This window comes from Pseudonocardia xinjiangensis, assembly GCF_012911925.1.
GTDB classification, from domain to species: domain Bacteria; phylum Actinomycetota; class Actinomycetes; order Mycobacteriales; family Pseudonocardiaceae; genus Pseudonocardia; species Pseudonocardia xinjiangensis.
Map to the genome: position 1 here is coordinate 1 of NZ_JAAXKY010000124.1, position 22970 is coordinate 22970.

Annotated in this window: 28 protein-coding genes; 14 read left to right on the forward strand and 14 right to left on the reverse strand. The window is 72.5% G+C overall.

The window, feature by feature from the left end; genetic code table 11:
* Window positions 1-89 precede the first annotated feature (89 nt).
* From HF577_RS28270 to HF577_RS28280, 3 genes are all read left to right on the forward strand, one after another.
* A complete protein-coding gene (locus tag HF577_RS28270; protein WP_169399021.1) occupies window positions 90-683 on the forward strand; it encodes an acid phosphatase in 594 nt (197 codons plus the stop codon).
* Window positions 684-845: 162 nt separating this feature from the next.
* Window positions 846-1220 carry a hypothetical protein gene (locus tag HF577_RS28275; protein ID WP_169399022.1) on the forward strand — a complete coding sequence of 125 codons (375 nt, stop codon included), beginning with the start codon at window positions 846-848 and terminating at the stop codon, window positions 1218-1220.
* A gap of 14 nt (window positions 1221-1234) precedes the next feature.
* A complete protein-coding gene (locus HF577_RS28280) occupies window positions 1235-1756 on the forward strand; it encodes a GNAT family N-acetyltransferase (protein WP_169399042.1) in 522 nt (173 codons plus the stop codon).
* Here the strand turns inward: HF577_RS28280 and HF577_RS28285 are convergent.
* A complete protein-coding gene (locus HF577_RS28285; RefSeq protein WP_312859426.1) occupies window positions 1753-2178 on the reverse strand; it encodes a hypothetical protein in 426 nt (141 codons plus the stop codon). The two genes, HF577_RS28280 and HF577_RS28285, sit on opposite strands and share 4 nt — an antisense overlap.
* A gap of 624 nt (window positions 2179-2802) precedes the next feature.
* Here HF577_RS28285 and HF577_RS28290 point away from each other — a divergent pair.
* Complete coding sequence (locus tag HF577_RS28290; RefSeq protein WP_075950692.1) at window positions 2803-3054, forward strand: WhiB family transcriptional regulator; 252 nt, start codon at window positions 2803-2805, stop codon at window positions 3052-3054.
* A gap of 161 nt (window positions 3055-3215) precedes the next feature.
* Here HF577_RS28290 and HF577_RS28295 read toward each other — a convergent pair whose 3' ends face one another.
* Window positions 3216-4709 (reverse strand): sensor histidine kinase, encoded by a 1494-nt coding sequence (locus tag HF577_RS28295; RefSeq protein ID WP_169399023.1) that lies wholly within the window; start codon window positions 4707-4709, stop codon window positions 3216-3218.
* A gap of 126 nt (window positions 4710-4835) precedes the next feature.
* Here HF577_RS28295 and HF577_RS40270 point away from each other — a divergent pair, with 126 nt between their 5' ends.
* The gene (locus tag HF577_RS40270; protein ID WP_379659185.1) at window positions 4836-4910 is read left to right on the forward strand and encodes a 50S ribosomal protein bL37; all 75 of its coding nucleotides are present in this window, start codon (window positions 4836-4838) and stop codon (window positions 4908-4910) included.
* A 91-nt stretch (window positions 4911-5001) separates the two neighbouring features.
* Here the strand turns inward: HF577_RS40270 and rsrA are convergent, their stop codons facing one another.
* Both rsrA and HF577_RS28305 read right to left on the reverse strand, forming a co-directional pair.
* Window positions 5002-5343: a mycothiol system anti-sigma-R factor gene (gene rsrA, locus HF577_RS28300; protein WP_169399024.1), complete on the reverse strand. Its 342-nt coding sequence runs from the start codon at window positions 5341-5343 to the stop codon at window positions 5002-5004.
* Window positions 5340-6002, reverse strand: a complete 663-nt coding sequence (locus tag HF577_RS28305; RefSeq protein WP_407692243.1) for a sigma-70 family RNA polymerase sigma factor — start codon at window positions 6000-6002, stop codon at window positions 5340-5342. The genes rsrA and HF577_RS28305 overlap by 4 nt, the downstream gene beginning before the upstream one ends.
* A 214-nt stretch (window positions 6003-6216) precedes the next feature.
* Here HF577_RS28305 and ybaK point away from each other — a divergent pair, with 214 nt between their 5' ends.
* Complete coding sequence (gene ybaK / locus HF577_RS28310; protein WP_169399026.1) at window positions 6217-6696, forward strand: Cys-tRNA(Pro) deacylase; 480 nt, start codon at window positions 6217-6219, stop codon at window positions 6694-6696.
* 5 nt (window positions 6697-6701) lie between these two features.
* Here ybaK and HF577_RS28315 read toward each other — a convergent pair whose 3' ends face one another.
* Together HF577_RS28315 and HF577_RS28320 are read right to left on the reverse strand one after the other, a co-directional pair.
* Window positions 6702-7316 (reverse strand): alpha/beta hydrolase family protein, encoded by a 615-nt coding sequence (locus HF577_RS28315; RefSeq protein WP_169399027.1) that lies wholly within the window; start codon window positions 7314-7316, stop codon window positions 6702-6704.
* Window positions 7313-8107 carry an SOS response-associated peptidase gene (locus HF577_RS28320; protein ID WP_169399028.1) on the reverse strand — a complete coding sequence of 265 codons (795 nt, stop codon included), beginning with the start codon at window positions 8105-8107 and terminating at the stop codon, window positions 7313-7315. Before HF577_RS28320 ends, HF577_RS28315 begins: the two co-directional genes overlap by 4 nt.
* A 112-nt stretch (window positions 8108-8219) precedes the next feature.
* Here HF577_RS28320 and aroA point away from each other — a divergent pair, with 112 nt between their 5' ends.
* The 3 genes from aroA to HF577_RS28335 are packed head-to-tail and all read left to right on the forward strand — an operon-like array spanning window position 8220 to window position 11025.
* Window positions 8220-9497 carry a 3-phosphoshikimate 1-carboxyvinyltransferase gene (gene aroA / locus HF577_RS28325; protein WP_169399029.1) on the forward strand — a complete coding sequence of 426 codons (1278 nt, stop codon included), beginning with the start codon at window positions 8220-8222 and terminating at the stop codon, window positions 9495-9497.
* Window positions 9498-9525: 28 nt separating this feature from the next.
* Window positions 9526-10524 (forward strand): ribosome small subunit-dependent GTPase A, encoded by a 999-nt coding sequence (rsgA, locus tag HF577_RS28330; RefSeq protein ID WP_169399030.1) that lies wholly within the window; start codon window positions 9526-9528, stop codon window positions 10522-10524.
* Between the two features lie 21 nt (window positions 10525-10545).
* On the forward strand, window positions 10546-11025 hold the full coding sequence (locus HF577_RS28335; protein ID WP_169399031.1) for a DUF1707 SHOCT-like domain-containing protein: 480 nt from the start codon (window positions 10546-10548) through the stop codon (window positions 11023-11025).
* 4 nt (window positions 11026-11029) lie between these two features.
* Here the strand turns inward: HF577_RS28335 and HF577_RS28340 are convergent, their stop codons facing one another.
* Together HF577_RS28340 and HF577_RS28345 are read right to left on the reverse strand one after the other, a co-directional pair.
* The gene (locus HF577_RS28340) at window positions 11030-11536 is read right to left on the reverse strand and encodes a DUF6912 family protein (protein ID WP_169399044.1); all 507 of its coding nucleotides are present in this window, start codon (window positions 11534-11536) and stop codon (window positions 11030-11032) included.
* Window positions 11536-13005: a WS/DGAT/MGAT family O-acyltransferase gene (locus HF577_RS28345; protein ID WP_169399032.1), complete on the reverse strand. Its 1470-nt coding sequence runs from the start codon at window positions 13003-13005 to the stop codon at window positions 11536-11538. The genes HF577_RS28340 and HF577_RS28345 overlap by 1 nt, the downstream gene beginning before the upstream one ends.
* 31 nt (window positions 13006-13036) lie before the next feature.
* On the opposite strand from HF577_RS28345, the gene HF577_RS28350 reads away from it, so the two are divergent.
* From HF577_RS28350 to HF577_RS28365, 4 genes are read left to right on the forward strand one after another with little or no spacing between them, the layout of a single operon-like run.
* Window positions 13037-13828, forward strand: a complete 792-nt coding sequence (locus HF577_RS28350) for a TrmH family RNA methyltransferase (RefSeq protein ID WP_312859427.1) — start codon at window positions 13037-13039, stop codon at window positions 13826-13828.
* 39 nt (window positions 13829-13867) lie between these two features.
* On the forward strand, window positions 13868-15091 hold the full coding sequence (locus HF577_RS28355) for an alpha-hydroxy acid oxidase (protein ID WP_169399034.1): 1224 nt from the start codon (window positions 13868-13870) through the stop codon (window positions 15089-15091).
* 42 nt (window positions 15092-15133) lie between these two features.
* Window positions 15134-15478 carry an antitoxin gene (locus HF577_RS28360; protein ID WP_169399035.1) on the forward strand — a complete coding sequence of 115 codons (345 nt, stop codon included), beginning with the start codon at window positions 15134-15136 and terminating at the stop codon, window positions 15476-15478.
* Window positions 15479-15529: 51 nt separating this feature from the next.
* Window positions 15530-15712 carry a hypothetical protein gene (locus tag HF577_RS28365; RefSeq protein ID WP_169399036.1) on the forward strand — a complete coding sequence of 61 codons (183 nt, stop codon included), beginning with the start codon at window positions 15530-15532 and terminating at the stop codon, window positions 15710-15712.
* A 7-nt stretch (window positions 15713-15719) separates the two neighbouring features.
* Here HF577_RS28365 and HF577_RS28370 read toward each other — a convergent pair whose 3' ends face one another.
* Genes HF577_RS28370 through HF577_RS28380 form a run of 3 tightly spaced genes read right to left on the reverse strand, consistent with a single transcriptional unit; the run spans window position 15720 to window position 17660 of the window.
* The gene (locus HF577_RS28370) at window positions 15720-16100 is read right to left on the reverse strand and encodes an HAD-IA family hydrolase (protein WP_312859428.1); all 381 of its coding nucleotides are present in this window, start codon (window positions 16098-16100) and stop codon (window positions 15720-15722) included.
* A 30-nt stretch (window positions 16101-16130) separates the two neighbouring features.
* The gene (locus tag HF577_RS28375; RefSeq protein WP_169399037.1) at window positions 16131-17180 is read right to left on the reverse strand and encodes an ABC transporter substrate-binding protein; all 1050 of its coding nucleotides are present in this window, start codon (window positions 17178-17180) and stop codon (window positions 16131-16133) included.
* A 15-nt stretch (window positions 17181-17195) separates the two neighbouring features.
* A complete protein-coding gene (locus tag HF577_RS28380; protein WP_169399038.1) occupies window positions 17196-17660 on the reverse strand; it encodes a MarR family winged helix-turn-helix transcriptional regulator in 465 nt (154 codons plus the stop codon).
* A gap of 100 nt (window positions 17661-17760) precedes the next feature.
* Between HF577_RS28380 and HF577_RS28385 the strand changes: the two genes are divergently transcribed.
* Complete coding sequence (locus HF577_RS28385; protein ID WP_169399039.1) at window positions 17761-18255, forward strand: Rv3235 family protein; 495 nt, start codon at window positions 17761-17763, stop codon at window positions 18253-18255.
* Window positions 18256-18260: 5 nt separating this feature from the next.
* Here HF577_RS28385 and secA read toward each other — a convergent pair whose 3' ends face one another.
* From secA to HF577_RS28400, 3 genes are all read right to left on the reverse strand, one after another.
* Window positions 18261-21251 carry a preprotein translocase subunit SecA gene (gene secA / locus HF577_RS28390; RefSeq protein WP_169399040.1) on the reverse strand — a complete coding sequence of 997 codons (2991 nt, stop codon included), beginning with the start codon at window positions 21249-21251 and terminating at the stop codon, window positions 18261-18263.
* A gap of 166 nt (window positions 21252-21417) precedes the next feature.
* The gene (gene hpf, locus HF577_RS28395; protein WP_169399041.1) at window positions 21418-22047 is read right to left on the reverse strand and encodes a ribosome hibernation-promoting factor, HPF/YfiA family; all 630 of its coding nucleotides are present in this window, start codon (window positions 22045-22047) and stop codon (window positions 21418-21420) included.
* Window positions 22048-22291: 244 nt separating this feature from the next.
* Window positions 22292-22970: ComF family protein (locus tag HF577_RS28400; protein WP_211174960.1), on the reverse strand; the 679-nt coding region annotated here is incomplete at its 5' end.

Here is a 22970-nt window from a genome sequence, read left to right on the forward strand (position 1 = left end):
ACCCCGGTGACCGCCGACGAACCCCCACCCTTCTAGCGCCGGGCCCGTAGACCCCGCGCCGCGACCGATCGCGCACTACTGTCGCTGCAGTGACCTCCAGCCGGGTGTACCTGCTGCGCCATGGCGAGACGGAGTGGTCGCTGTCGGGGAAACACACCGGCCGGACCGACGTCCCGCTCACCGAACGCGGGCGCAGCCTCGCCAAGGCCGCAGGCGATCTGCTGCTGCGGCTACGCGGGGCCGAGCCGCCCGCCCTCGTACTCACCAGCCCCCGCAGTCGCGCCCGCGACACCGCCGAGCTCGCCGGGCTGCACGCCAACGGCGTCGACGAGCGGCTGTCCGAGTGGAACTACGGCGACTACGAGGGCCTGACGACGGAGGAGATCCGGGAGACCGACCCCGGCTGGACGGTCTGGACCCACCCCTGCCCCGGTGGCGAGACGGCCGACGAGGTCAGGCAGCGGGCCGACGCCGTACTCACCGACGCCCGGGCCGCGCTGGACCGCGGGGACGTGGTGCTCGTCGGGCACGGGCACTTCAGCCGGGTGCTCGTCAGCCGCTGGATCGGACTCCCCGTCACCGAGGGCGTCCGGTTCGCGATGTCGGCGCCGTCCTTCGCCGTACTGGGCGACGAGCGGGGCGTCCCGCAGTTGGAGCACGTCAACCTCCGGGCGCTGGGCTGAGCCCACAGGCCCGGTGAGCCGACCGGCAGACCTCACTGCGGATCGTCGGGGAGACCGGCGTCGTGCACCAGCAGGGCGATCTGGGCCCTAGCGACCGCGGCACTGCTCGTGGCCGCCGCCGCCACCGTCGGACGCCGCGAGCAGCCGGCCCGGGATACCTCCGTGCCCCGACCCGTCGTCGTCGGACTGCTCGCCACGGTCGCCGCGTTCGCATTCAACGCCGTCCCGCCCTCCTGGACGGGGACCCTCATCGGCCTCACCGTTCTCGCAGCTGCCTCGGTCGGCACCGCGCGCCTGTCCCGGTCCCGGCGCTGGTCCGGCCGGCACGTCGTCGCGCTGGCGACAGGGGTGTTGACGGCCAAGACTCTCATCGGGTTCCTCGCCGAGCCGCTCGGCGACGTCGCCCCGCTTGCGAAGTACGCCCACAACACCGTGTTCCTCGTGGGTTCGCTGGCCCTCGGTGTCTGGGCGGCCCGGCGCAGCAGTACCTGCCGCTCGTCGACGGCGCTCCCGTGCGGCACGGCCGGGGTCGATTAGGGTCTTCCCGTGTGCTGACCGATCGCATCCGTGGCGTGCGCCCGGAGGATGTCCCCGCCGTCGTCGCGCTGGTGCACGAGCTCGCCGAGTACGAACGCGAACCGCAGTCCTGCACCCTGACCGAGCCGCAGCTGGCCACCGCGCTGTTCGGGCCGGCACCCGCGCTGTTCGGGCACGTCGCCGAGGTGGCCGGGCCTGATGGCACCGCCGAGGTCGTCGGGGTCGCCCTCTGGTTCCTCAACTTCTCCACGTGGCGCGGCGTGCACGGCGTCTACCTCGAGGACCTCTACGTGCGCCCCACCCATCGCGGCCACGGGCTCGGCCGCGCGCTGCTGGCGACCCTGGCCGGCGTCTGCGCCGAGCGGGGCTACGCCAGGCTCGAGTGGTCGGTGCTGGACTGGAACGAGCCGTCGATCGCCTTCTACCGCGGGATCGGGGCCGTGCCGATGGACGAGTGGACCACGTTCCGTCTCGACGGAGACGCCCTCCACACCCTGGCCGGGGACAGCAGGCGCAGCGCCCTGAGCGGCTCCTAGCTCCTGACGTCCGGGGCGTCGGGGGTGTCCATGCCCATCGACCACTCCCGCGACCGCTCGCTGATGAGCAGCATGAACGTGGACCCGACGTAGACGAGCGCCACCAGCCCGAGCACGAGCTGGCGCGACGGCCCGATCAGCGAGTACACCGCCGGGAGCAGGAGCAGCTGCGTGACGATCGCGGGCGTACGCGCCCACCGGCGCCCGGTGAAGAGCCCGATGCCCACGGCGAGCAGCGCGGCGCCGATCACGACGAAGTAGCCCGCCTCGCCGAGTACGCTGCCGACGGCGACGCCGGGGGCGAAGGACCGCACGCCCAGCGCCACCGCGAAGCCGATGGCCAGCAGCCCCTGCAGCCCGACCAGCACCCCGGCCAGCCGGACCTGCCTCGGCGGTCCGTCCGCCGGTCGCTGCGCCCTCACAGCGCCGAGAATAGGCCAGCGGGCGAGCGTGCAGCGCTCCCGTCCTGGGCACCGGCGGGAATGCCCGAGGTCAGGGGCGCGTTGAACAGCCCTGGTTGGAAGGAACGCCAGGCTGCGCTGGGCCGTTCGGATCATCCCCCGAAGTTCCAAAGGGTGATTTCGTACCGTGTTCGCGGCGCTACGGGTCATCGTGTGAGACGCGCAGCTCGTCGCAGCTGGGCGGGTCCTTTCACTCACGAGGGTGAGGCTTCGCGTCCACTCACCGATGTTTGTGGACCGTCGAGCCGATAAGGGCTCGCACCTGGGCAAACGTTGCCCCAAGGTGGGTCTCGGACAAGCGAGTGATCGCGAGGATCCTCTCGCATGGTCCTTCGGAGACGGGGTAACCCGACTCCGGTGGGCGGGACGAGGTCGATCGCTCATGGTGACGAGTCACGAACGCGGTACGCAGTTGGTAACCGATCGTGGCGGACGTCGTTGCTATGAGTGGGTGAGAGTGCTCACCTGGGTGGACCTCGGACCTTGAACACCGAGCGCGCTCGTGAAACGATTCACAAGCGCGGAAACACCGTGACAGACGATCGGCGCGACCCCGATCGCGCTAGTACAAGGAGCCGAGAGACCATGGATTGGCGTCACCGCGCTATCTGCCGCGACGAGGACCCCGAGCTGTTCTTCCCCGTGGGGACGAGCGGTCCTGCGTTGCTGCAGATCGCCGAGGCCAAGACCGTCTGCCGGCGCTGCCCCGTGGTCACCGAGTGCCTCACCTGGGCACTGGAGAGCGGCCAGGACGCAGGCGTCTGGGGCGGCATGAGCGAAGACGAGCGGCGGGCCCTGAAGCGCCGCAACGCGCGCACGCGCGCACGCACCGCCTGATACACAGCTACATCAACCTCCCCCGCCGCGGGCCCGAGGCCGGACTGCACCCGGCTCCGGGCCCGCGGTCGTTTCACCGGGCGCACGCTCGAGCAGCTCCGGAGGAGATCGACGGACCGGGCTGCGACCGCGCTTCCGGACTCCTCGACCACAGCTGAAGGCTAACGCCCCCGCAACGAGAGCCTGATGACGGCCTCGGTTCCCCCACCAGGACGCGGTCGTACCTGCAGTGCGGAGTCGAGCTCGGAGTCGAGCAACGTCCGCACGATCTGCAGGCCCAGCCCCTTCGACGACTCCGGGTCGAACTCAGGAGGGATGCCCCGCCCGTCGTCCGCAACCACCACGTCGAGCGCACCGGCCGACCGTTGGGCGGACACCACCACCTCCCCGGCGTGGCCGGGCTCGAAGGCGTGCGCCAGCGCGTTGTGGACGAGTTCGGTGAGCACGAGCACGAGCGGTGTGGCCAGGGCGGCGGGCAGCGTGCCGAAGCTGCCCTCCCGCCGCACCTTGGCGCGGAACTCGGCCGTCGCGCCGTCCCCGATGGCGGGCAGCACCTTGTCGACCAGCTCGTCGAGGTCCACCCGCTCGGCCACGGAGACCGAGAGCGACTCGTGCACCAGCGCGATGGAGTTGACACGCCGAACACTTTCCGCGAGCGCCCGGCGGGCCTCCGGGATCGCCGTGCGGCGGGCCTGCAGACGCAGCAGCGCCGCCACGGTCTGGAGGTTGTTCTTCACCCGGTGATGGATCTCCCGGATGGTCGCGTCCTTGCTGAGCAGCGCCATGTCGCGGCGCCGCAGGTCGGTGACGTCGCGGACCAGCACCAGTGCGCCCGCCGCGTCACCGCGCGGACGCAGCGGCAGAGCGCGCACGAGCATGACCGCGCCGCGGGCGCGCACCTCCATCCGCAGTGAGTGCCGCCCGTCGAGCGCCGCCCCGATCCGCGCCGCCACCTCGGCGGCGTCGAACGGGTCGTGCACGAGCTCCCGGGTGGCCTGGGTGAGCGAGAAGCCGACCAGATCGCTGGCGTGGCCCATGCGGTGGTAGGCCGAGAGCGCGTTGGGGCTGGCGTAGGCGACCAGGCCGTGGGCGTCGAGGCGGATCAGCCCGTCGCCTGCGCGGGGGCTGGTGTCGGCGCCCGCCATGGCGGCACGCGGGGGGAACGTCCCGTCGGCCACCATCTGGCACAGGTCGGAGGCGCTGCCCAGGTAGGCGATCTCCAGCGGGCTCGGCACCCGGGGCATCGCGAGGTTCGTGTCGCGGGACAGCACCGCGACCACCGACCGGCCGTGGCGGACCGGGATCGTCTCGCGGCGCACCGGCACCTCCAGGTGCCAGCGCGGGTTCTCCTCGCGGCAGATGCGGCCCTCGACGACCGCCCGGCGCAGCTGCGGGTTGTCCACGGAGCGGACACGCGCCGCGACCACGTCCTCGGGGTGCGCGGTCGGCGCCGTGGTGGGACGGGCCTGGGCCACGCAGAGGAACTCCTGCGGGCCGGTCCGCTCGTCGTCAGCCGTGAGCGGGACCCACAACAGGAAGTCGGCGAACGACATGTCGGCGAGCAGCTGCCACTCGGCCACGACCCGCTGCAGGTGGTCGACGGCATCGCCGGCCAGCAAGGTGTGTTCGGCGAGCAGCTCGCTGAGCGTGGACACTCGACCACCCCTCTCGGCCGGGGCGCCTCGCCCCACACCCTCGGCCCCAGTCAAGCACGTGGGAGAATCGGGGCACCGACGGGACGACGACCGATCGCGGAGAACCCAGCAGCAGGGGAGGGAACCATGTCCAAGCGTGCACGCAAGCGCCGCGACCGCAAGAAGAGCGCGGCCAGCCACGGCAAGCGGCCCAACACCTGATTCTGCAGCATCTGATCCTGCTGGACGGGAGCGCCGGGGCCGATGGCCCCGGCGCTCCGTCGTTCGACCGTCGGTTGTACGGCGCGCGTGCTCAGCCGCGCTGCTCGATACGGGTGCTCCGCACCTCGACCGTGGTGGTGGTGCCGTCGGGACCCGACTCCACGGTGACGTCGGCCTGTTCGAGGACCGCCACCCGGATCTGCCGGCGCAGCCGGTTCTTCAGCTCGTCGGGGGCGTGCTCACCGCCGCACTTGGTGGCCAGCAGCTTCTTCAGCTTGTCGTCGATGCCGTACTCGGCGAGGCACGGGCCGCACTCGTCCAGGTGCTGGGCCAGCAGGGCCCGGCGCGCCTGGTCGCACTCGTGGTCGAGGAACAGCCACACCTCGGCGAGTACTTCGGAGCAGTCGGTGTCGTGGTGGTTCCCGCAGCTCATGAGGAGACCTCCTCCTGCTCTCCACGCAGGAACCCGCGGTCGCGGGCAGTGTCGGTGAGCATGTCACGGAGCTGACGCCGACCCCGGTGCAGCCTCGACATCACGGTGCCGATCGGGGTGCCCATGATCTCCGCGATCTCCTTGTAGGCGAAGCCCTCGACGTCAGCGAGGTACACCGCCATCCGGAAGTCGTCGGGAAGCTGCTGGAGAGCGACCTTCACGTCGGTGTCGGGAAGCCGGTCCAGCGCTTCCATCTCGGCCGACGGCAGGCCCTGGGAGGTGTGCTCACCGGCCTGTGCGATCTGCCAGTCGCTGATCTCATCGGTGGCCGACTGCAGCGGCTGGCGCTGCCGCTTGCGGTAGCCGTTGATGTAGGTGTTGGTGAGGATCCGGTAGAGCCAGGCCTTGAGGTTGGTGCCCGCGCGGAACGTCCGGAACGCGGAGTAGGCCTTGAGATACGTCTCCTGGACGAGGTCCTCGGCATCGGCCGGGTTACGCGTCATCCGTAGGGCAGCGCCGTAGAGCTGGTCGATCAGGGGCATGGCGTCGCGCTCGAAGCGGGCAGCCCGCTCCTCCGCCGACTCCTCCAGCTCCTGCTCGACCTCGACCTCGTGGTCTGCGGTGATCGCCGCTTCAGCCGCCTGTTCGGTGCCGGGCACCCTGCTCCTCTCCCGTCGGGTCGCACGAGCTGCGACCTCTGGGCCGGCCATTGTCGGCCCGGCCTGTTGACGGGACGAGCTTACGCCGCTGCGCGTCGCCTCGTAGGCCGGACGCAGCCGAACCGCCGGGCGTGGCGCATCCATCACTGCCTGTTTCACCCTCTTGACAACGTCCGTCTCCGGCGCGTGATTCCCCGCTGGATATCGTGCCGGAGTGGCCGGGAAGGGAACGCAGGCGACCGCGCTGCTCGCCAAGCAGCGGGTGGAGCACCGGCTGCACAGCTACACCCACGGGAGCGGGCAGGCCTACGGCCCGGAGGCCGCCGAGCTGCTGGGGCTGGACCCGGTGAGGGTGTTCAAGACGCTGGTCGCCGACGTGGACGGGGCCCTGACCGTCGGCATCGTCCCGGTGCTGGCGATGCTCGACCTCAAAGCGCTGGCCGCCGCCGTCGGGGGCAAGCGGGCGAAGATGGCCGACGTCGCACTCGCCGAGCGGGCCACGGGTTACGTGGCGGGGGGCATTTCCCCGCTGGGCCAGCGCAAGCGCCTGCCCGCCGTGCTGGACGCCTCCGCCGAGCAGCTGGACACGATGTTCTGCAGCGCAGGCCGCCGCGGGCTCGAGGTGGAGCTCGCGCCCGCCGACCTCGTGCGGCTCACCGGAGCCCGGTTCGCCCCGATCGCCGCCATCCCCTGAGACGGTTACCGGGCCGGGGTGAGGGCACCGAAGTGGCTGGTCAGCCAGTCCGCCACGGCAGCGCGCAGACCCGGCGTGTCGCTCTTGAGGCTGTGGTCGCCGCGCAGCAGCACCACCTCCCGCCCGGGAGCGGGTTCGGGACGGCCGAACGGGTCGGTCCGGCCCTGCACCACGAGCACCGGGACGGTCGGGGCGGCCAGCTCGGGCAGCCGGTCCTTCTCGGGCCTGCCCGGAGGGTGCACGGGGAACGCCAGGCACAGGACGCCGACGGCCCCGCCTTCCGTGGCGGTCCGGCACGCCACCCGGGCTCCGGAGCTGCGGCCTCCGAACAGCAGTGGCAACGGCAGCTCGGCGCGGACGTGCTCCACCACCGCGAGCCAGGCCGCGTCGAGCTGGGCCGCGGGAGCGGGTGCCCGGCGCCCGGCCACCCGGTAGGGCTGTTCCACCAGCACGACGTGCAGCCCGGCCGCGACGGCGGTGCCGGCCGTGGCGAGCAGGTCCGGCGCCCCTACCCCGCCGCCTGCGCCGTGCCCGAGCAGCAGCACGGCCCGCGCCTCGCCCTCGGCGTCGTGGCGGGTGATCCGGGCCGGCCCGTGGGGCGTGGCGACCTCGGTGGTCACTTCGGGTTCGGACCGGCCAGCAGGTCCAGCTGCAGCGGCTCGCGGACGTCCTCGGCGCGGAGCGGTTCGAGCAGCTCGGGTCCGTTGTTGCGCACGCTGTTGACCCGCGGCGACACCGGTCGCAGCTCGAGCTCCGCCACCAGGTCGGGCGACGGCGGGGCGAGCAGGGCCGCCACCGAGTCCGCGTCGGCACCGGCGTCCGGGTCGAGCCAGGCGTCCCACGCCGACCGTGGGAGCACCAACGGCATCCGGTCGTGCACCTGCGCCAGCGGCCCGACGGCCTCGGTGGTCAGCACGGCTGCCGTGACCAGGCCGTTCGGGTACTCGTTGTCCGGGTCGTCCTTCGGCTTCCAGTACTCCCAGAGCCCGGCCATCGCGAGCGAGCTGCCGTCGGCGTAGTGGGTGTAGTACGGCTGCTTGTGCTCCGGGCCCCGCTGCCATTCGAACCAGCCGTCGGCCGGGATGAGGCAGCGCCGCGCGTTGACGGCCCGGCGGAACGCCGGCTTCGTGGCCACCGACTCCGACCGGGCGTTGATCATGCGGGCACCGGCCTTGGGGTCCTTGGCCCAGGACGGCACGAGCCCCCAGCGCACCATCCGGAGCGTGCGCTCCGTGCTGTCCGGGTCGGGCGTGCCGTCCTCGTCACGGGGGTGGCGCTCCACCACCGTGATGATCTGTTTGGTGGGCGCCACGTTGTAGTCCGGCGTCGCCGCGCCGTCGGTGGCGTCGACCGCGCGGAACTCGTCGGCGAGGTCGGCGGGAGCCTTGATGGAGGCGTATCGGCCGCACATGGCCCCATCGTCCCACCGATCAGCGCGCGGGGTTCGGGCGCGGGCGGCGTCCAACCTGCTTCCGGCAGCCTCCTGACCGGCACACGGGCCCGCATGGGGAATCATTGCGGGTGTGACCACCCCATGGCCCGCCCCGCTCGCACCCGGCCCCGTCCGCGGCCGGGTGTCCGTGCCGGGGTCCAAGTCCGTCACCAACCGCGCCCTGCTGCTGGCCGCTCTCTCCGGGGGTGCGGCGTCCGTGACCGGAGCGCCTGCCACCCGCGACACGGCGCTGATGGTCGACGCCATGCGCGCGCTCGGCGTCCCGGTGGAGGTGGACGGCGAACGGGTCACGTTCGCCCCGCACGACGGCCTGCGCGGCGGCGGGGCGGTCGACTGCGGGCTGGCCGGCACCGTCATGCGCTTCGTGCCGCCCGCGGCGGCGCTGGCCGACGGCCCGGTCCGGTTCGACGGCGACCCGCGCGCCCGGGAGCGCCCCATGGCCACGGTGCTCGACGCGCTGCGCGCACTGGGGGCGCGGGTGGACGGGGACCGGATGCCGTTCACCCTGCACGGCGCCGGCGCGGTTCCCGGTGGCGACGTGGTGATCGACGCGTCGGCGTCGTCCCAGTTCGTGTCCGGGCTGCTGCTGTCCGGCGCCCACTACGACAAGGGCGTCACCGTGCACCACGACGGCAAGCCGGTGCCGTCGCTGCCGCACATCGAGATGACCGTCGACATGCTGCGCACCGCAGGCGTGGACGTCGACGACGCGGAGCCCAACACCTGGCGCGTCTCCCCCGGCCGGATCGCCCCCCGGGAATGGGCGGCCGAGCCGGACCTGTCCAACGCCGCGGTGTTCCTCGCCGCCGCCGCGGTCACCGGCGGCGAGGTGACCGTCCTGGGCTGGCCGTCCGACTCCACGCAACCGGGTGTGGAGATCCTCTCCGTGCTCGCGCAGGCGGGCTGCACCGTCGAGGCGGGGCCGGACGGGATGACCGTGCGCGGCCCGGACGCCCTCGGCGGCGTCGACGTGGACCTGCACGACGCCAGCGAGCTGACGCCGACCGTCGCGGCCGTCGCGGCGCTGGCCACCGGGCCCTCCCGGATCCGTGGCGTCGCCCACATCCGGGGGCACGAGACCGACCGGCTGGCGGCACTCGCCGCCGAGATCGGCGCGCTCGGCGGCGACATCACCGAGACCCCGGACGGGCTCGAGATCCGGCCCACGCCGCTCACCGCCCCCGCCGACCGGCTCTGGGGCGCCTACGCCGACCACCGGATGGCCACCGCCGGCGCGCTGATCGGGCTGGTCGTGCCGTCGGTCTCGGTGGACGACGTCGGCTGCACCGACAAGACCATCCCCGACTTCCCGGCACGCTGGGCAGCGCTCCTCGAGACGGCCCGGTGACGCCGGATGAGGCGGGTGTGACGCCGGAGTGAGCCGCCGCGAGTACGACGAGTCCGACGTCCGCGTGCGCCCCGGGCGGCGCGGCTCCCGGCCACGCACCAAGACCCGCCCCGAGCACGCCGACGCCGCCGAGGCGATGGTCACCACCGTCGACCGCGGCCGCTGGACCTGCGCCCCCGGGGCCGACAGCAGCCGCCCGGCCGTCACCGCGATGCGGGCCCGCGAGCTCGGCCGCACCCCGATCGTCGTGGGCGACCGGGTGGGGCTCGTCGGCGACCTGTCGGGCGCCACGGACACGATCGCCCGCATCGTGCGGGTCGAGGAACGCCGCACGCTGCTGCGCCGCACCGCCGACGACGACGACCCGTTCGAACGGGTGATCGTCGCCAACGCGGAACAGCTCGTCATCGTCACGGCGGTGGCGGACCCGGAGCCGCGCACCGGGTTCGTGGACCGCTGCCTCGTGGCCGCCTACGCGGGCGGGCTCACTCCGGTCCTCTGCCTGACCAAGGCCGACCTCGGCGACCCCGAGGTCTTCGCCGCGCAGTACCGCGAGCTGGACCTGACCGTGCTCGTGACGCGCCGCGACGAGGAACCGACCGAGCTCGCCGGCGTGCTGGCCGGCACGGTGTCCGCGCTGGTCGGGCACTCGGGGGTGGGCAAGTCGACGCTGGTCAACGCGCTGGTCCCGGACGCCGCGCGGGCCGTCGGGATCGTGTCGGCGGTGGGCAAGGGGCGCCACACCACCGTGGCAGCGCTCGCCCTCCCGCTGCCCGAGGAGCGCGGCGGCGGCTGGGTCGTCGACACGCCCGGCGTCCGGTCCTTCGGCCTCGCGCACGTCACCCCCGACGACGTGCTGGCCGCGTTCGACGATCTCGCGGCAGCGATCGAGGACTGCCCGCGCGGCTGCGGGCACTTCGGGCCACCCGCCGATCCGGAGTGCGCACTGGACGCCCTCGTGGAGAAGGGACTGCTGCCGCCCGGACGGCTCGAGGCGCTGCGCCGGGTCCTTGTCGCCCTACGTTGACGTGTTTGGCACTCTCTGCGTATGACGTCCGGGGAAGAGTCCTCGCCCCTGCGGATCGGCACTGCTGAACGCACCGCGGCAATGAAGGCACTCGACGAGCACCTGTCGGAAGGCAGGCTCGGCGTGGAGGAGTACGCCGACCGGACGGCGAGGGCGTCGGCCGCCGTCGTCGCCTCCGAGATCGCCGAGCTGTTCACCGACCTGCCGGAGCCGCACCCGCAGCTCCCGGGCACGGCCGCCCAGCCCCCGTTGACCGCGCCCCTGCCCGTCGCCCCGGCCGCGGGTGAGGTGGCGCCGGTGAAGGGTGGTTTCCTCGACGGCTGGGGGCCCCGGCTCGTCATGATCACCCCGGTCGTGGCGGTGGCGCTGTTCCTCATCACCAGGCAGTGGTACTTCTTCCTGCTCATCCCGGTGATGGGTGCGCTGGTCTACCGCGGCGGCCTCGGGGACTCCGACGAGGGGCGCGCCCAGCGCCGCCGCGACCGCCGCGACGGGCGCTGACCCGTCAGCCCAGCTCCACCAGGAACGCCACCTCGGACGGGTCGTACCAGGCCAGCTCGTGGTCCTCCGCCTCGCCGACGAGGAACTCCGCGTCGAGGTCGCCCATGTCGGCCGAGTCGACCGCCCCGGCGCCCTGGCGCACGGCGTACTCGGCCTCGTCGGTGTCGACGTGGACCGCGGCGATGGACTCGAACGGCACCCCACCGGCGATCCGGACGGCTCCGTCGTCGAGGTCGGGCCGCAGCGTGACGTTCTCGAGGTCGGCGGCGATGACCACCCGCCGAGCGGGGGTGGAGTCCTCACCCAGCCCGAACTCCACCGAGAGGAGCCGCAGCGACGCCCTGGCGGCCTCGGTGAGCGCGGCGTACTCGAGCTCCTCCTCCTCGCCGGAGGTGTAGGACTCGCGCAGCTTGGGGGTGAGCGCGAACGCCGTGCCGCCGATCGGGTCGACGCTGCCGTTCTTCACCAGCGTGCGCAGCATCGGCCAGGTGGCGGGCACGTAGACGCGCATCACGAACCCACCGTCGAGAGCAGCTCGTCGAGCGACTCGTCGACCATTCCGGCGAGCACGTCGAGATCGGACATCGCGTCGCGGTCGCCGTTGAAGCCGTAGTAGACGCCGCCGTCGTAGGAGGTGAGCCCGATCGCGAGCGCCTGACCCTTGGCCAGCGGCACCACCGGGAACATCTCGAGCATGCGGGCACCTGCGGCGTACAGCGGGAACTGTGGTCCCGGCACGTTCGTCACCACCAAGTTGAAGATCCGCTTCGAGAACCCGCTCGCGGCGCGCGCTCCCAGGGCGTGCAGCGTAGGCGGGGCGAACCCGCCGATTCGGACCAGGGTGTCCGCACCCACCGACTGGCCCGTCGAGGTGTGCTCGCGCATCGCGTGCGTGACGTGGTGCAGCCGCACCACCGGGCTCGGCTCACCGACCGGCAGGTCCACGATGAACGAGGAGACGCGGTTGCCGAGCGAGCCCGCCGCGGCGGAGCTGGGGACGTCCGCCTCGCCACGCACGGACAGCGGCACCATCGCCCGCAGCGAGGACGACGACGTGACCGGTTCGCCGCGGGAGAGCAGCCAGTTGCGCAGGGCGCCCGAGACGACGGTGAGCACCACGTCGTTGACGGTGCACCCGTGGGCGGCCCGCACCGTGCGGTAGGCCTCCAGCCGGGTGCGCGCCACCGCGAACCGCCGCTGGGTGGAGATGTCGACGTTGAGCGGCGTGCCCGGGGCGCGCCGGCTCGCGACCCGCGCCATCGAGAACAGGTTGCCCGCCGTCCCGGCGATCTTGCCGACGGTGGCCAGCGCGTCGCCCGCCGCCGCCCGCACGTTGTCGGCGATCTCGCCGGGCCGGGCCACCGCCTCGGCCACGGCTCCGAGGATGAGCTGGGTGTCGGTCGGCTCCGGCCGGGGCATCCACAGCTCCTCCAGCACCGCACGCGGCGCGGGTTCGCCGTTGCGGGGACGCTGGGACGCCGGGGTACCGGGAGGTGCGACGTCGAGGATCACCTGGCCGATGTCGAACGCGCTGACCCCGTCGACCATGGCCTGGTGGGTCTTGGTGAGGACGGCGGTGCGTCCCCGCGCCAGCCCCTCCACCAGGTACATCTCCCACAGCGGACGCGTGTGGTCGAGCGGGCGGGACATCAGCCGGGCCACGAGCTCGGTGAGCTGCTCGTCGGAGCCCGGTTTGGGCAGCGCGGAACGCCGCACGTGGTAGGCGATGTCGAAGTCCGGGTCGTCCACCCACACCGGCCGGGCGAGGTTGCCGGGGACGTAGCGCACCTTCTGCCGGTAGCGCGGCACCAGCGCGATCCGCTGCTCGATCAGCTGGACGAGCCGGTCGTAGTCGAACCCGCCGGACGGGCCGGGCGGGCGCGGCCTCCGGAAGATCGACACTCCGCCCACGTGCATGGGGGTGGTCGGCTGCTCCAGGTACAGGAACGAGGCGTCGAGCGCGGAGAGCCGGGGCGGCATGCCCGAGATACTAAGTGGCACCCTGTCACCCGTGCGGAGCGCGAGTGGGGAGCGCGGTGGCCCGGAGCCGGGAACCCGTTCGCCCAAGGACACCTTCATCACCGTCTACGGGCGCAAGCCGGTGCTGGAGGCGCTGCACGACGCGCAGCTGAGGGTGGACAAGGTCATCCTGGCCGACGGGTTGCGGGGCGAGCCGGTGCGCGCGATCACCGCGGCCGCCCGCGACCGTGACGTGCCGGTGCAGTGGGCGTCGGCGCACCGGGTGAAGGTCCTCGCCGGCAACGGGCGGCACGACCAGGGGGTGCTGGCCGACGTCGTCGCGCCCCGGATGGCGCCGGTCGGCGAGTTCGTGGCGGCGCTCGCCCCCGGCGCGCCTGCGTCGGTGCTCGTGCTCGACCGGCTGACCAACCCCGCCAACGTCGGGATGATCCTGCGCAGCTCCACCGCGGCAGGCCTCGACGGGGTCCTGCTCCCCCGCCGCGGGGTGCCGGCGATCGACCCGCTCGTCGTGAAGGCATCGGCCGGCGTCGCGTTCCGGGCCCCCGTGCTGCGGGCGGGCACGGTGGAGGAGGGCTGCGCCGAGCTGGCCGCTGCCGGCTTCACCCTCTACGGCCTCGACGCGGGCGGCGAGTCGCTGCTCGACGCCGAGCTGCCGGCCCGCGTCGCACTCGTGCTGGGCAACGAGACCGACGGGCTGTCGCAGTCGGTGCGCTCGTTCGTCGACGGCCTGCTGGCGATCCCCATGCACGGTGGCGTCGAGTCGCTCGGGGTGGCCAGCGCAGGCGCCGTCGCGGCGTTCGAGCTCGCCCGCCGGGCTCGCTGAGACACCGCACCCTCGCCGCCGGGGATCTACGCTCCCCTGATGGTGCAGCGCAGGGTTCCCCGCCCCTCCGAGCTCCGCCCGCTGCTGCGGCCGGCTCCGTTCGTTCGTGGCGCCGCGGAACGCAGGCTGCTGCGGGCCGCGAGCATCGAGGATCTGCGGCTGATCGCCCGCCGCCGTACCCCGAGAGCCGTGTTCGACTACACCGACGGCGCCGCCGACGGCGAGCTGTCGCTGCACCGGGCCCGCCAGGCGTTCGCCCGCGTCGAGTTCTCGCCCACGGTGCTGCGCGACGTCTCCACCGTCGACACCGGCCGCGACATCCTGGGGAAGCGCTCGAACCTGCCGTTCGCCTTCGCGCCCACCGGCTTCACGCGGATGATGCACCACGAGGGCGAGAACGCCGTGGTGGCGGTGGCCCAGAAGGTGGGCATCCCCTACGCGCTGTCGACGATGGGCACCACCACCATCGAGGAGATGGCGGCCGCCGCACCGGACGCCCGCAAATGGTTCCAGCTCTACCTGTGGCGCGACCGCGCACCGGCGAAGGACCTCGTGCAGCGCGCTGCCGAGGCCGGCTACGACACGCTGATCCTCACCGTCGACACCCCGGTGGGCGGGGCCAGGCTCCGCGACGTGCGCAACGGCCTCACCGTGCCGCCCGCCCTGTCGCTGAGGACGTTCGTGGACGGCGCGCGCCACCCGCACTGGTGGTTCAACCTGCTCACCACCGAGCCGCTGGAGTTCGCCAACCTGTCGTCCTCCGAGGGCAGCAACGTCGCCGACTTCATCGGTCGCATCTTCGACCCCGCCCTGACCATGGACGACGTCGACTGGCTGCGCAGCACCTGGCAGGGGAAGCTCGTGGTCAAGGGGATCCAGAGCGTCGAGGACGCCCGCCGCGTGGTCGACGCGGGGGTCGACGCGGTGCTCCTGTCCAACCACGGCGGCCGCCAGCTCGACCGGGCACCGGTGCCGCTGGAGCTCGTCGAGCCCACCGTCCAGGCCGTCGGCGACCGCGCGGAGGTGCTCGTCGACACCGGCATCACCCACGGCGCCGACGTGCTGGCGGCGATCGCGCTGGGTGCGCGGGCCGCGCTCGTCGGGCGCGCCTACCTCTACGGGCTGATGGCGGGCGGGCGCCTCGGGGTGGAGAAGGCGGTCACGATCCTCGCCGGTGAGATCGTCCGGACCCTGCAGCTCATCGGCGTCACGAGCGTGGACGAGCTGCGCCCCCACCACGTCCGCCTTCGCCCGAATGCATGAGTCCAAGCTGCGGAAACGGCGTCATGAGGCCATCGTGCAGCAATGGGACTGATGGACAAACTTCGCAACCTGCTGCAGCAGCATCCGGACAAGGTCGACGAGGGACTCGAGAAGGCCGGCGACATGGCCAACAGCCGGTTCCCCGGCCATGACGAGCAGATCAAGAAGGGGGTCAGCGAGGTGGAGCGCATGGTGGCAGCCGAGGACGCGACGCCGCAGCATGCACCGGGCGAGCCACCCCCGGGCACACCGCCACAGGGGCCGGCTCCGGACGACGCGGTGCCCGCCGACCCGGCCGGTGGCTACGAGCGGGCGCAGGAGGTACCGGGCGGTCCGCAGCCGGATGTGCCCGCAGGTCCCGGCCACGAGCCGCCGCCGCAGCGGTAGCTCCCGCACCGTTCCTGTTTGGTCCGGGCCGGATCGGAGTACTCCCTCGGCATGCCAGACGACGACAGCGACGACCGGCCCGGCCCGGGGGGCGAGGGGTTCGTCGCGGACCTGCTGCGCCAGTCCACCATCACCGGGACCGGCGACGACGACCCGTCCCCGCCGCCGGAAGAGCCGCCGGACGCCAACCGCGGCACGGACGAGGACGACGACAGCGACGACGACCGCTCCTGACCGCCCGTCAGGCGGGAGGCAGATCGAGCAGGATCTCGATCTCGGCTGCCGTGGTGGCGGCGTCGCGGTGGTGCACCACCACCGCGCCCGCTGCCCGCGCGCCCCGGATGTTGCCGATCTGGTCGTCCACCACCACGCACTCCCCGACCGGTAGCCCGAGCAGCTCCGCCGCCCGGCGGAAGACCTCCGGGTCGGGCTTGCGCGCACCGAGCGCAGGGCCGAGCACCATCGCGTCGAAGAGCGCGGCGCACTCACCGGGCATCTCGTGGGCGTCGGACACCAGTGCGGTGGCCACACCCGCCAGCCGGGCGCGCTCCACCAGCGCGAGCAGGTCCGGCCCGTCGGTGAGCACTCCGGCGTAGTCCATCAGCAGCCCGCGCAGCGGCACCGCCAGGACGCTACCGGCCCAGCGGCGCGGTCACGGAGTGGCGAGGATCTTCTGGAGATCGTCGAGAACGATCATCGCGCCGATCGGCCCGAGGCCCAGGAACCAGACCTCGTCGTCGACGGGGCGCGCGTGGCCGGCCTGCACCGCGCCGAGGCGGCTCCAGAGCCCCCCGTTGACCACGGCGTTCTGGTCGGTGGACTCCGGTGCCCCGTAGCTCGAGTAGAAGATCCAGTCGCCGTCGGCGCGGTTGATGGTCTCCGTGGACACCTCTTGGGCCAGCTCGTCGAAGTCCTGGCCCGGTGCGCGGGGCAGCCCCACGTCCTTGAGGATCACGCCGATGAACGACAGGTTCCCGTAGAGCCGGATCCGGCCGGGCATGAAGCGCACCAGCGAGATCGTGGGCGCGCCGCCCGACAGCGACGCCTTCACCGCGTCAGCCCGCTTCTGGTAGTCGTTGAGGACCTGGGTGGCCTTGGTCTCCTCGCCCAGCGAGGCCGCGACCAGCAGGAAGTCCTCCTTCCACGGGAATCCGGGCCGGATGCTGAGCACGGTGGGCGCGATGGCGCTCAACGGGTCGTAGAGCTGGTCGACGCGCAGCTTGCTGCCGAGGATCAGGTCCGGGTGCAGCGCCGCGACGGCCTCGAGGTCGAGGTTGTTGGTGTCCCCCACCTTGGTCACGCCCGCGATCTTGTCCGCGAGGTAGGACGGCGGCTGCCCGTTGGGGTTCGCCATCCCCACCGGCGTGATGCCGAGCGACAGGACGGCGTCCAGCTCACCGCTGTCGAGCACGACCACGCGCGTGGGCTTCGCCTCCAGCCGGGTGGTGCCGCGGGCGTGGGTGATCGTGCGGGGGAAGACGCCCGGGCCGACGTCGGCACCCAGCTTCGCGGTTTCCGCGTCGGCCGTGGAGAAGAGCCTGCCGCCGGTGGCCACCTCCTTGTCGCCGGTGCCGCTCCCCGTGTCCGGCTGCTGCGCGGCGCAGCCCGTGGCCAGCACCGCCGCCAGCGCGACCGCGAGGCCCCAGCACGTCCACCTGCTCGACGGCCGGCGCGACGGCCGGCCCACCCACCCAGAACTCATGAGGTAACCCTAACCTCACAAGATCTCGGACTCGGCATCGGCGGTCGCCGCGAGCACCGCCAGCAGGTACCGGCGGACGATCTCGGCGTCCTGCGGCGCCGGGTCCGGCAACACGGTCCGCACTCTCCGCGTCACGTCGTCGTGGGCGGCAGCCAGGCGGTCGCGGCCGCGCGGGGTGATCCGCAGCCGCACCACCCGTCGATCGTCCCGGTCACGCTCGCGGAGCAGCTCACCCGTGGCCTCCAGGGCGTCCACCACCGGGGTCAGCGTGGCCGGAGCGATACCGAGGTGTCCGGAGAGCTCCCGGTGGGAGACGGCCTCGGTGTCCGCGAGCACTCCGAGCACGCCCAGCGCGGTCACGGTCAGCCCGTGCGCGCCGATCGTGCGGCGGGAGTAGCGCCCCACCGCCTGACCCGCCCTCGCCAGCAGCCGGTGCAGCGGCATCAGCTGCGGGTCGGGCTCGAAGAGGCTGCCGGGCACCGGCACACCGTACGGATCACGACCATCAGGGTCCGTACTGTTCGCCGCCTGATCACTCCATCGGACCTCGCCGGGGCGCCGGAGCCCGCACTCTCGACGCGTGACCACCACGCTGGCCGCGACACCGCCACCGCCCGGGCCCGCGACGGGCACCGCCACCCGGCCCCGGCTGCGGCGGATGACCTACGAACCCGGCCCCGGCGCGACCGGCGCCGTCGCCACCCTGCCGTTGCCCCGGCCGCCGGCCCCCGTCGTCACCACCGCCACGCCGGCCGAGACCGCCCACGCACACCGCAGCACTGGGCGGATCCTGCGGCTCGCGCTGGAGGTGCTCGACGGCCGCCGACCGCCGGCACAGCTGACGGGCCACATGACGGCACCCGTGCTGCGCTACTGGCGGGCCGCCACCCAGCAGCGCACCGTGCGGTCGCCGGCCCGCTTCACCCGGATGCGGCTGTGTATGCCGCAGCCCGGGGTCGCGGAGGTGGCGGTGGCGTGCGCCATGGACGGCCGCGTGCGCGCGCTCGCGGCGCGGTTCGAACGCACCGACGACCCCGGCAGCGGCTGGCGGTGCACCGCGCTACGGCTGGGCTAGTGCCGTCAGGGGCGGGCCGCCGTGGGCGAGCCGTGGCACTGCTTGTACTTGCGACCCGAGCCGCACGGGCACGGGCGGTTGCGTGACGGCTCCGTGGAACCGGCCACCGTGGCCTCGCCCCGGCTGCCGCTGCCGGCCGCCGCCCCGTTGCCGGAGCGCGTCCGCGTGGCGTTCCCGTCCTCGGCCGGACCGCTGTACCGCAGATCCGTCGGACGGGACCCGCGGAACGCGGGCGGCAACACGCTCGATGCCGCCGGCTCCACGGCCGCGTGCCGGCCGGTGGACGTGGGCGCCGCGGTCTGCCGCCGGGGCGCCTGCTGCGGCGGAGCGGCCTGCCGCACCGGGACCTGCTGCACCTGGGCCGGCTGCCTCGGCGCGGCGGCCTGCGGCGCCGGTGCCTGTTGCACGGGTGCCTGCGCCGCGGGCTGGGCGGCGGCGGGCTGCTGCTCCGGGGCGGGCTGGGGGGCCTGCACCTGCGCGTTGAAGAGGTAGGAGACCGTCTCCTCCTTGATGCCCTCGAGCATCGCGGAGAACATGTCGAAGCCCTCGCGCTGGTACTCGATGAGCGGATCGCGCTGGGCCATCGCCCGGAGCCCGATGCCGTCCTTCAGGTAGTCCATCTCGTAGAGGTGCTCACGCCACTTGCGGTCGATCACCGTGAGCAGGACCTGCCGCTCCAGCTCCCGCATGCCGCCGAGCTGGGTGATGAGCTGGTCGACCTCGGACTCCCGCCGGGCGTAGGCGGCGCGCGCGTCGGCCAGTACGGCCTCCGTGAGCGCCTCCTTCGTCAGGTCGCCGGGGTCGGACAGCCCGCGGTCGTCCTCTCCGTCGGTGAGGTCCTCCCAGCGGATGCCGACGGTGTAGAGCGAGCGCAGCGCCGTCCACAGCTTCTCGAGGTCCCAGTCCTCCGCGTAGCCCTCGGCGGTGGCACCGTCGATGTACGCCGTGACGACGTCCTCGAGCATGTGCTCGATCTGTTCCTTGATGTCCTCGCCCGCGAGAACCCGGCGCCGCTCGTCGTAGATGACGGTGCGCTGCTTGTTGAGCACCTCGTCGTACTTCAGGACGTTCTTGCGGATCTCGAAGTTCTGCTGCTCGACCTGCGTCTGGGCGCTGCGGATGGCCTTGGTGACCATGCCGGCCTCGATCGGCACGTCGTCCGGCAGGTTGAACCGGTTCATGATCGACTCGACGAGCTGGCCGTTGAACCGGCGCATCAGCTCGTCACCGAGCGACAGGTAGAAGCGCGACTCGCCCTGGTCACCCTGACGGCCGGAGCGGCCGCGCAGCTGGTTGTCGATGCGCCGCGACTCGTGGCGCTCGGTGCCCAGCACGTACAGGCCGCCGGCCGCCTTGACCTCCTCGGCCTCCGCCGCGACCTGCTCCTTCATCCCCGCGACGATGCCGTCCCAGGCGGCCTCGTACTCCTCGCGCGTCTCCACCGGGTCGAGCCCGCGGCTGCGCAGGTCCAGGTCGGCGAGGAACTCGGGGTTGCCGCCCAGCACGATGTCGGTGCCGCGGCCCGCCATGTTGGTGGCCACGGTGACCGCGCCGGCCTGCCCGGCCTGGGCGATGATCGCCGCCTCCCGCTCGTGGTGCTTCGCGTTGAGCACCTCGTGCGGCACCTGGAGGCCGACGAGCAGCTTCGAGAGGTACTCCGACTTCTCGACGCTCGTGGTGCCGACGAGCACCGGCTGGCCCGCGCGGTGCTTCTCGGCGATGTCCGCGGCGACCGCCGCGAACTTCGCCTCCTCGGTCTTGTAGATCAGGTCGGGCTGGTCCTTGCGGATCATCGGCCGGTTGGTGGGGATCGGCACCACGCCGAGCTTGTAGATCTGGTGCAGCTCGGCCGCCTCCGTCTGGGCGGTACCGGTCATCCCGGAGAGCGTCTCGTAGAGCCGGAAGTAGTTCTGCAGCGTGATGGTGGCCAGCGTCTGGTTCTCCGCCTGGACCTCCACCCCCTCCTTGGCCTCGATGGCCTGGTGCATGCCCTCGTTGTAGCGGCGACCGGCCAGCACCCGGCCGGTGAACTCGTCGACGATGAGCACCTGCCCGTCGCGGACGATGTAGTCCTTGTCCTTCTTGAACAGCTCCTTGACCTTCAAAGCGTTGTTCAGGTAGCCCACCAGCGGGGTGTTGGCCGCCTCGTAGAGGTTGTCGATGCCGAGCTGGTCCTCCACCAGCGCGACACCTTCCTCCGTGACGCCCACGGTGCGCTTGCGCTCGTCGACCTCGTAGTGCACGTCGCGCTTGAGCAGCGGCGACATCCGCGCGAACTCCTGGTACCAGCGAGCGCTCTGCTCGGCCGGACCGGAGATGATCAGCGGCGTGCGGGCCTCGTCGATCAGGATGGAGTCGGCCTCGTCGACGATCGCGAAGTTGTGGCCCCGCTGCACCATGTCGGCCGCTTTCCAGGCCATGTTGTCGCGCAGGTAGTCGAAGCCGAACTCGTTGTTGGTGCCGTAGGTGATGTCGGCGGCGTACTGGCCGCGGCGGACCGCAGGCGGCATCTCCGACAGGATCACCCCGACCTCGAGCCCGAGGAACCGGTGGATACGGCCCATGTTCTCGGAGTCGCGCTTGGCCAGGTAGTCGTTGGTGGTGACGACGTGGACGCCGGCACCGGAAATCGCATTGAGATATGCGGGGAACACCGAGGTGAGGGTCTTGCCCTCACCGGTCTTCATCTCGGCGATGTTGCCGAGGTGCAGGGCGGCGCCACCCATGAGCTGCACGGGGAAGGCCCGCTGCCCGAGCGTGCGCAACGCGCCCTCGCGCACCACCGCGAACGCCTCGAACATGATGTCGTCGAGCGACTCGCCGGCCTGGTAGCGCGACCGGAACTCCTCGGTCTTCGCCCGCAGCTCGGCGTCGGTGAGCGCCTGCACCTCCGGCTCGAGCGCATCGATGCTGTCGGCGTAGCGCGCCAACCGCTTCACCAGCTTCGTCTCACCGGCACGGAGCAGACGGTTCAAGAGCGGCACGGTCGACCTCATTCACCTTCGCGGATCAGTACGCGGGTTCTCCTGTGGCAGCCCACCGTGCCACGGCGGACCACCCGGCCCAGGGTAGCGAAGCTACGGGTGCCTTCATGCACAACGCCGGAGGGGCGGCAAGCGTTCCGGTTGGAACGTCTGCCGCCCCTCCTGGGCGAATGCGTCGCTACCGTGAGAGACGGATCATGCCGTAGTCGTAACCCTTGCGGCGGTAGACGACGCAGGGTTCGCCGCTGTCGGCGTCGGCGAACAGGTAGAAGTCGTGGCCGACGAGCTCCATCCGGGACAGGGCGTCGTCGACGCTCATCGGGTCGGCGGTGTGGACCTTGCTGCGGACGATGCGGCCGGGGGCCGCCCCATCGGCAGGTAGGTACTCGTTGTGGTCACGGGGGCCGGGCACATCGACGTCGATCGACGACACGTCGACCGGGGGGAGCTCGTCGAGTACCGCGGTCGCGGCACCGCGCCCGGCCAGTACCCGGGTGCGCTTGCCGTTGACCCTCCGTCGGTCGTGCGAGCGGCGCAGCCGCGACTCGAGCTTGGCGACGGCGGCGTCGAGCGCGGCGTAGAAGTCCTGGGCACAGGCTTCCGCTCTGGCCACGGGGCCGCACCCCCTGCCGGTGATCTCGACCCGCTGGCAGTTCTTGAGCTGGCGGCGGTTCGGCTCGTGGAAGAGCTCGACCTCCATGCCCACGATCTTGTGGTCGTAGCGCTCGAGGCGAGCGACCTTCTCGGTGACATGAACCCGGAAATGATCCGGGACCTCGACGTTTCGGCCGGTGATAACGATCTCCACGCAGACTTCCCTCGCTTTCGGCGTCGGGTTGACCTTGCGACTGCGCCGGGAATCCATCCCCGGGCGCACGATCGGCAATTCCTCCTGATAGGGGGCCACGGCGGATGCGGAGCACCGTAACGCGCATCACGGTTCGGCAACAGCCCTGGGCCGCAGGTGCGGCCAACCTGGGTGAATGCGGTGATCGACATTCACAGGACGCTTCTGGTTCGGTACGCTGCTACGCTCCGTTCACCCGTCCGGTTCACCCGATCGGCGGTGCCACCCGAACGCCGGTACGCCGGGTGGCGTCGCACAGAACGAGCCCCACATCGACCCGCACCCCGGCCGACGCGAGCGTGCTACGGCAGGCCCGGAGGGTGGCTCCGGTGGTCACCACGTCGTCCACCAGCACCGTTGCCGCACCGGCCGGCGGCAGCCCTGCGGCCCGGACGCGCAGCCGCCCGGCGAGGTTCTGCGCGCGCTGCGCCGCGTCGAGACCTACCGAATCGAGAGTCCCGCGAGCGAGCCGTAGCGGCCGCGCCACCCGCACCTCGGGGCGGTCCGCGGCCAGCGCGCGGCAGAGCCGGGCCACATGATCTCCGCCCCGGGAACGTGCCGCGGCCGGTCGGGACGGCGCAGGCAACAACCACGTGACTGCCGGGGGTGGCGGCAGGATCTCGTCGAGCGGCCCACCCAGCAGCGCGGCCAGCGGCGCCGCGAGATCGCGCCGCCCCCGCTCCTTGTAGCGCAGCAGTGCGGTGCGCAGCGGGCCGCTGTACCGCCCCACCGCGAGCACGTCCGGCATCCCGGGGACCACGGGCCACGATGGCTCCCCCAGCCCGGCCAGGCACCGAGGGCACCACGGGTGCACGGGATCGCCGCACCCCGCACAGTCACCGGGCAGCACGAGATCCACCAGCGCCGCCCCGAACCCCCGAACC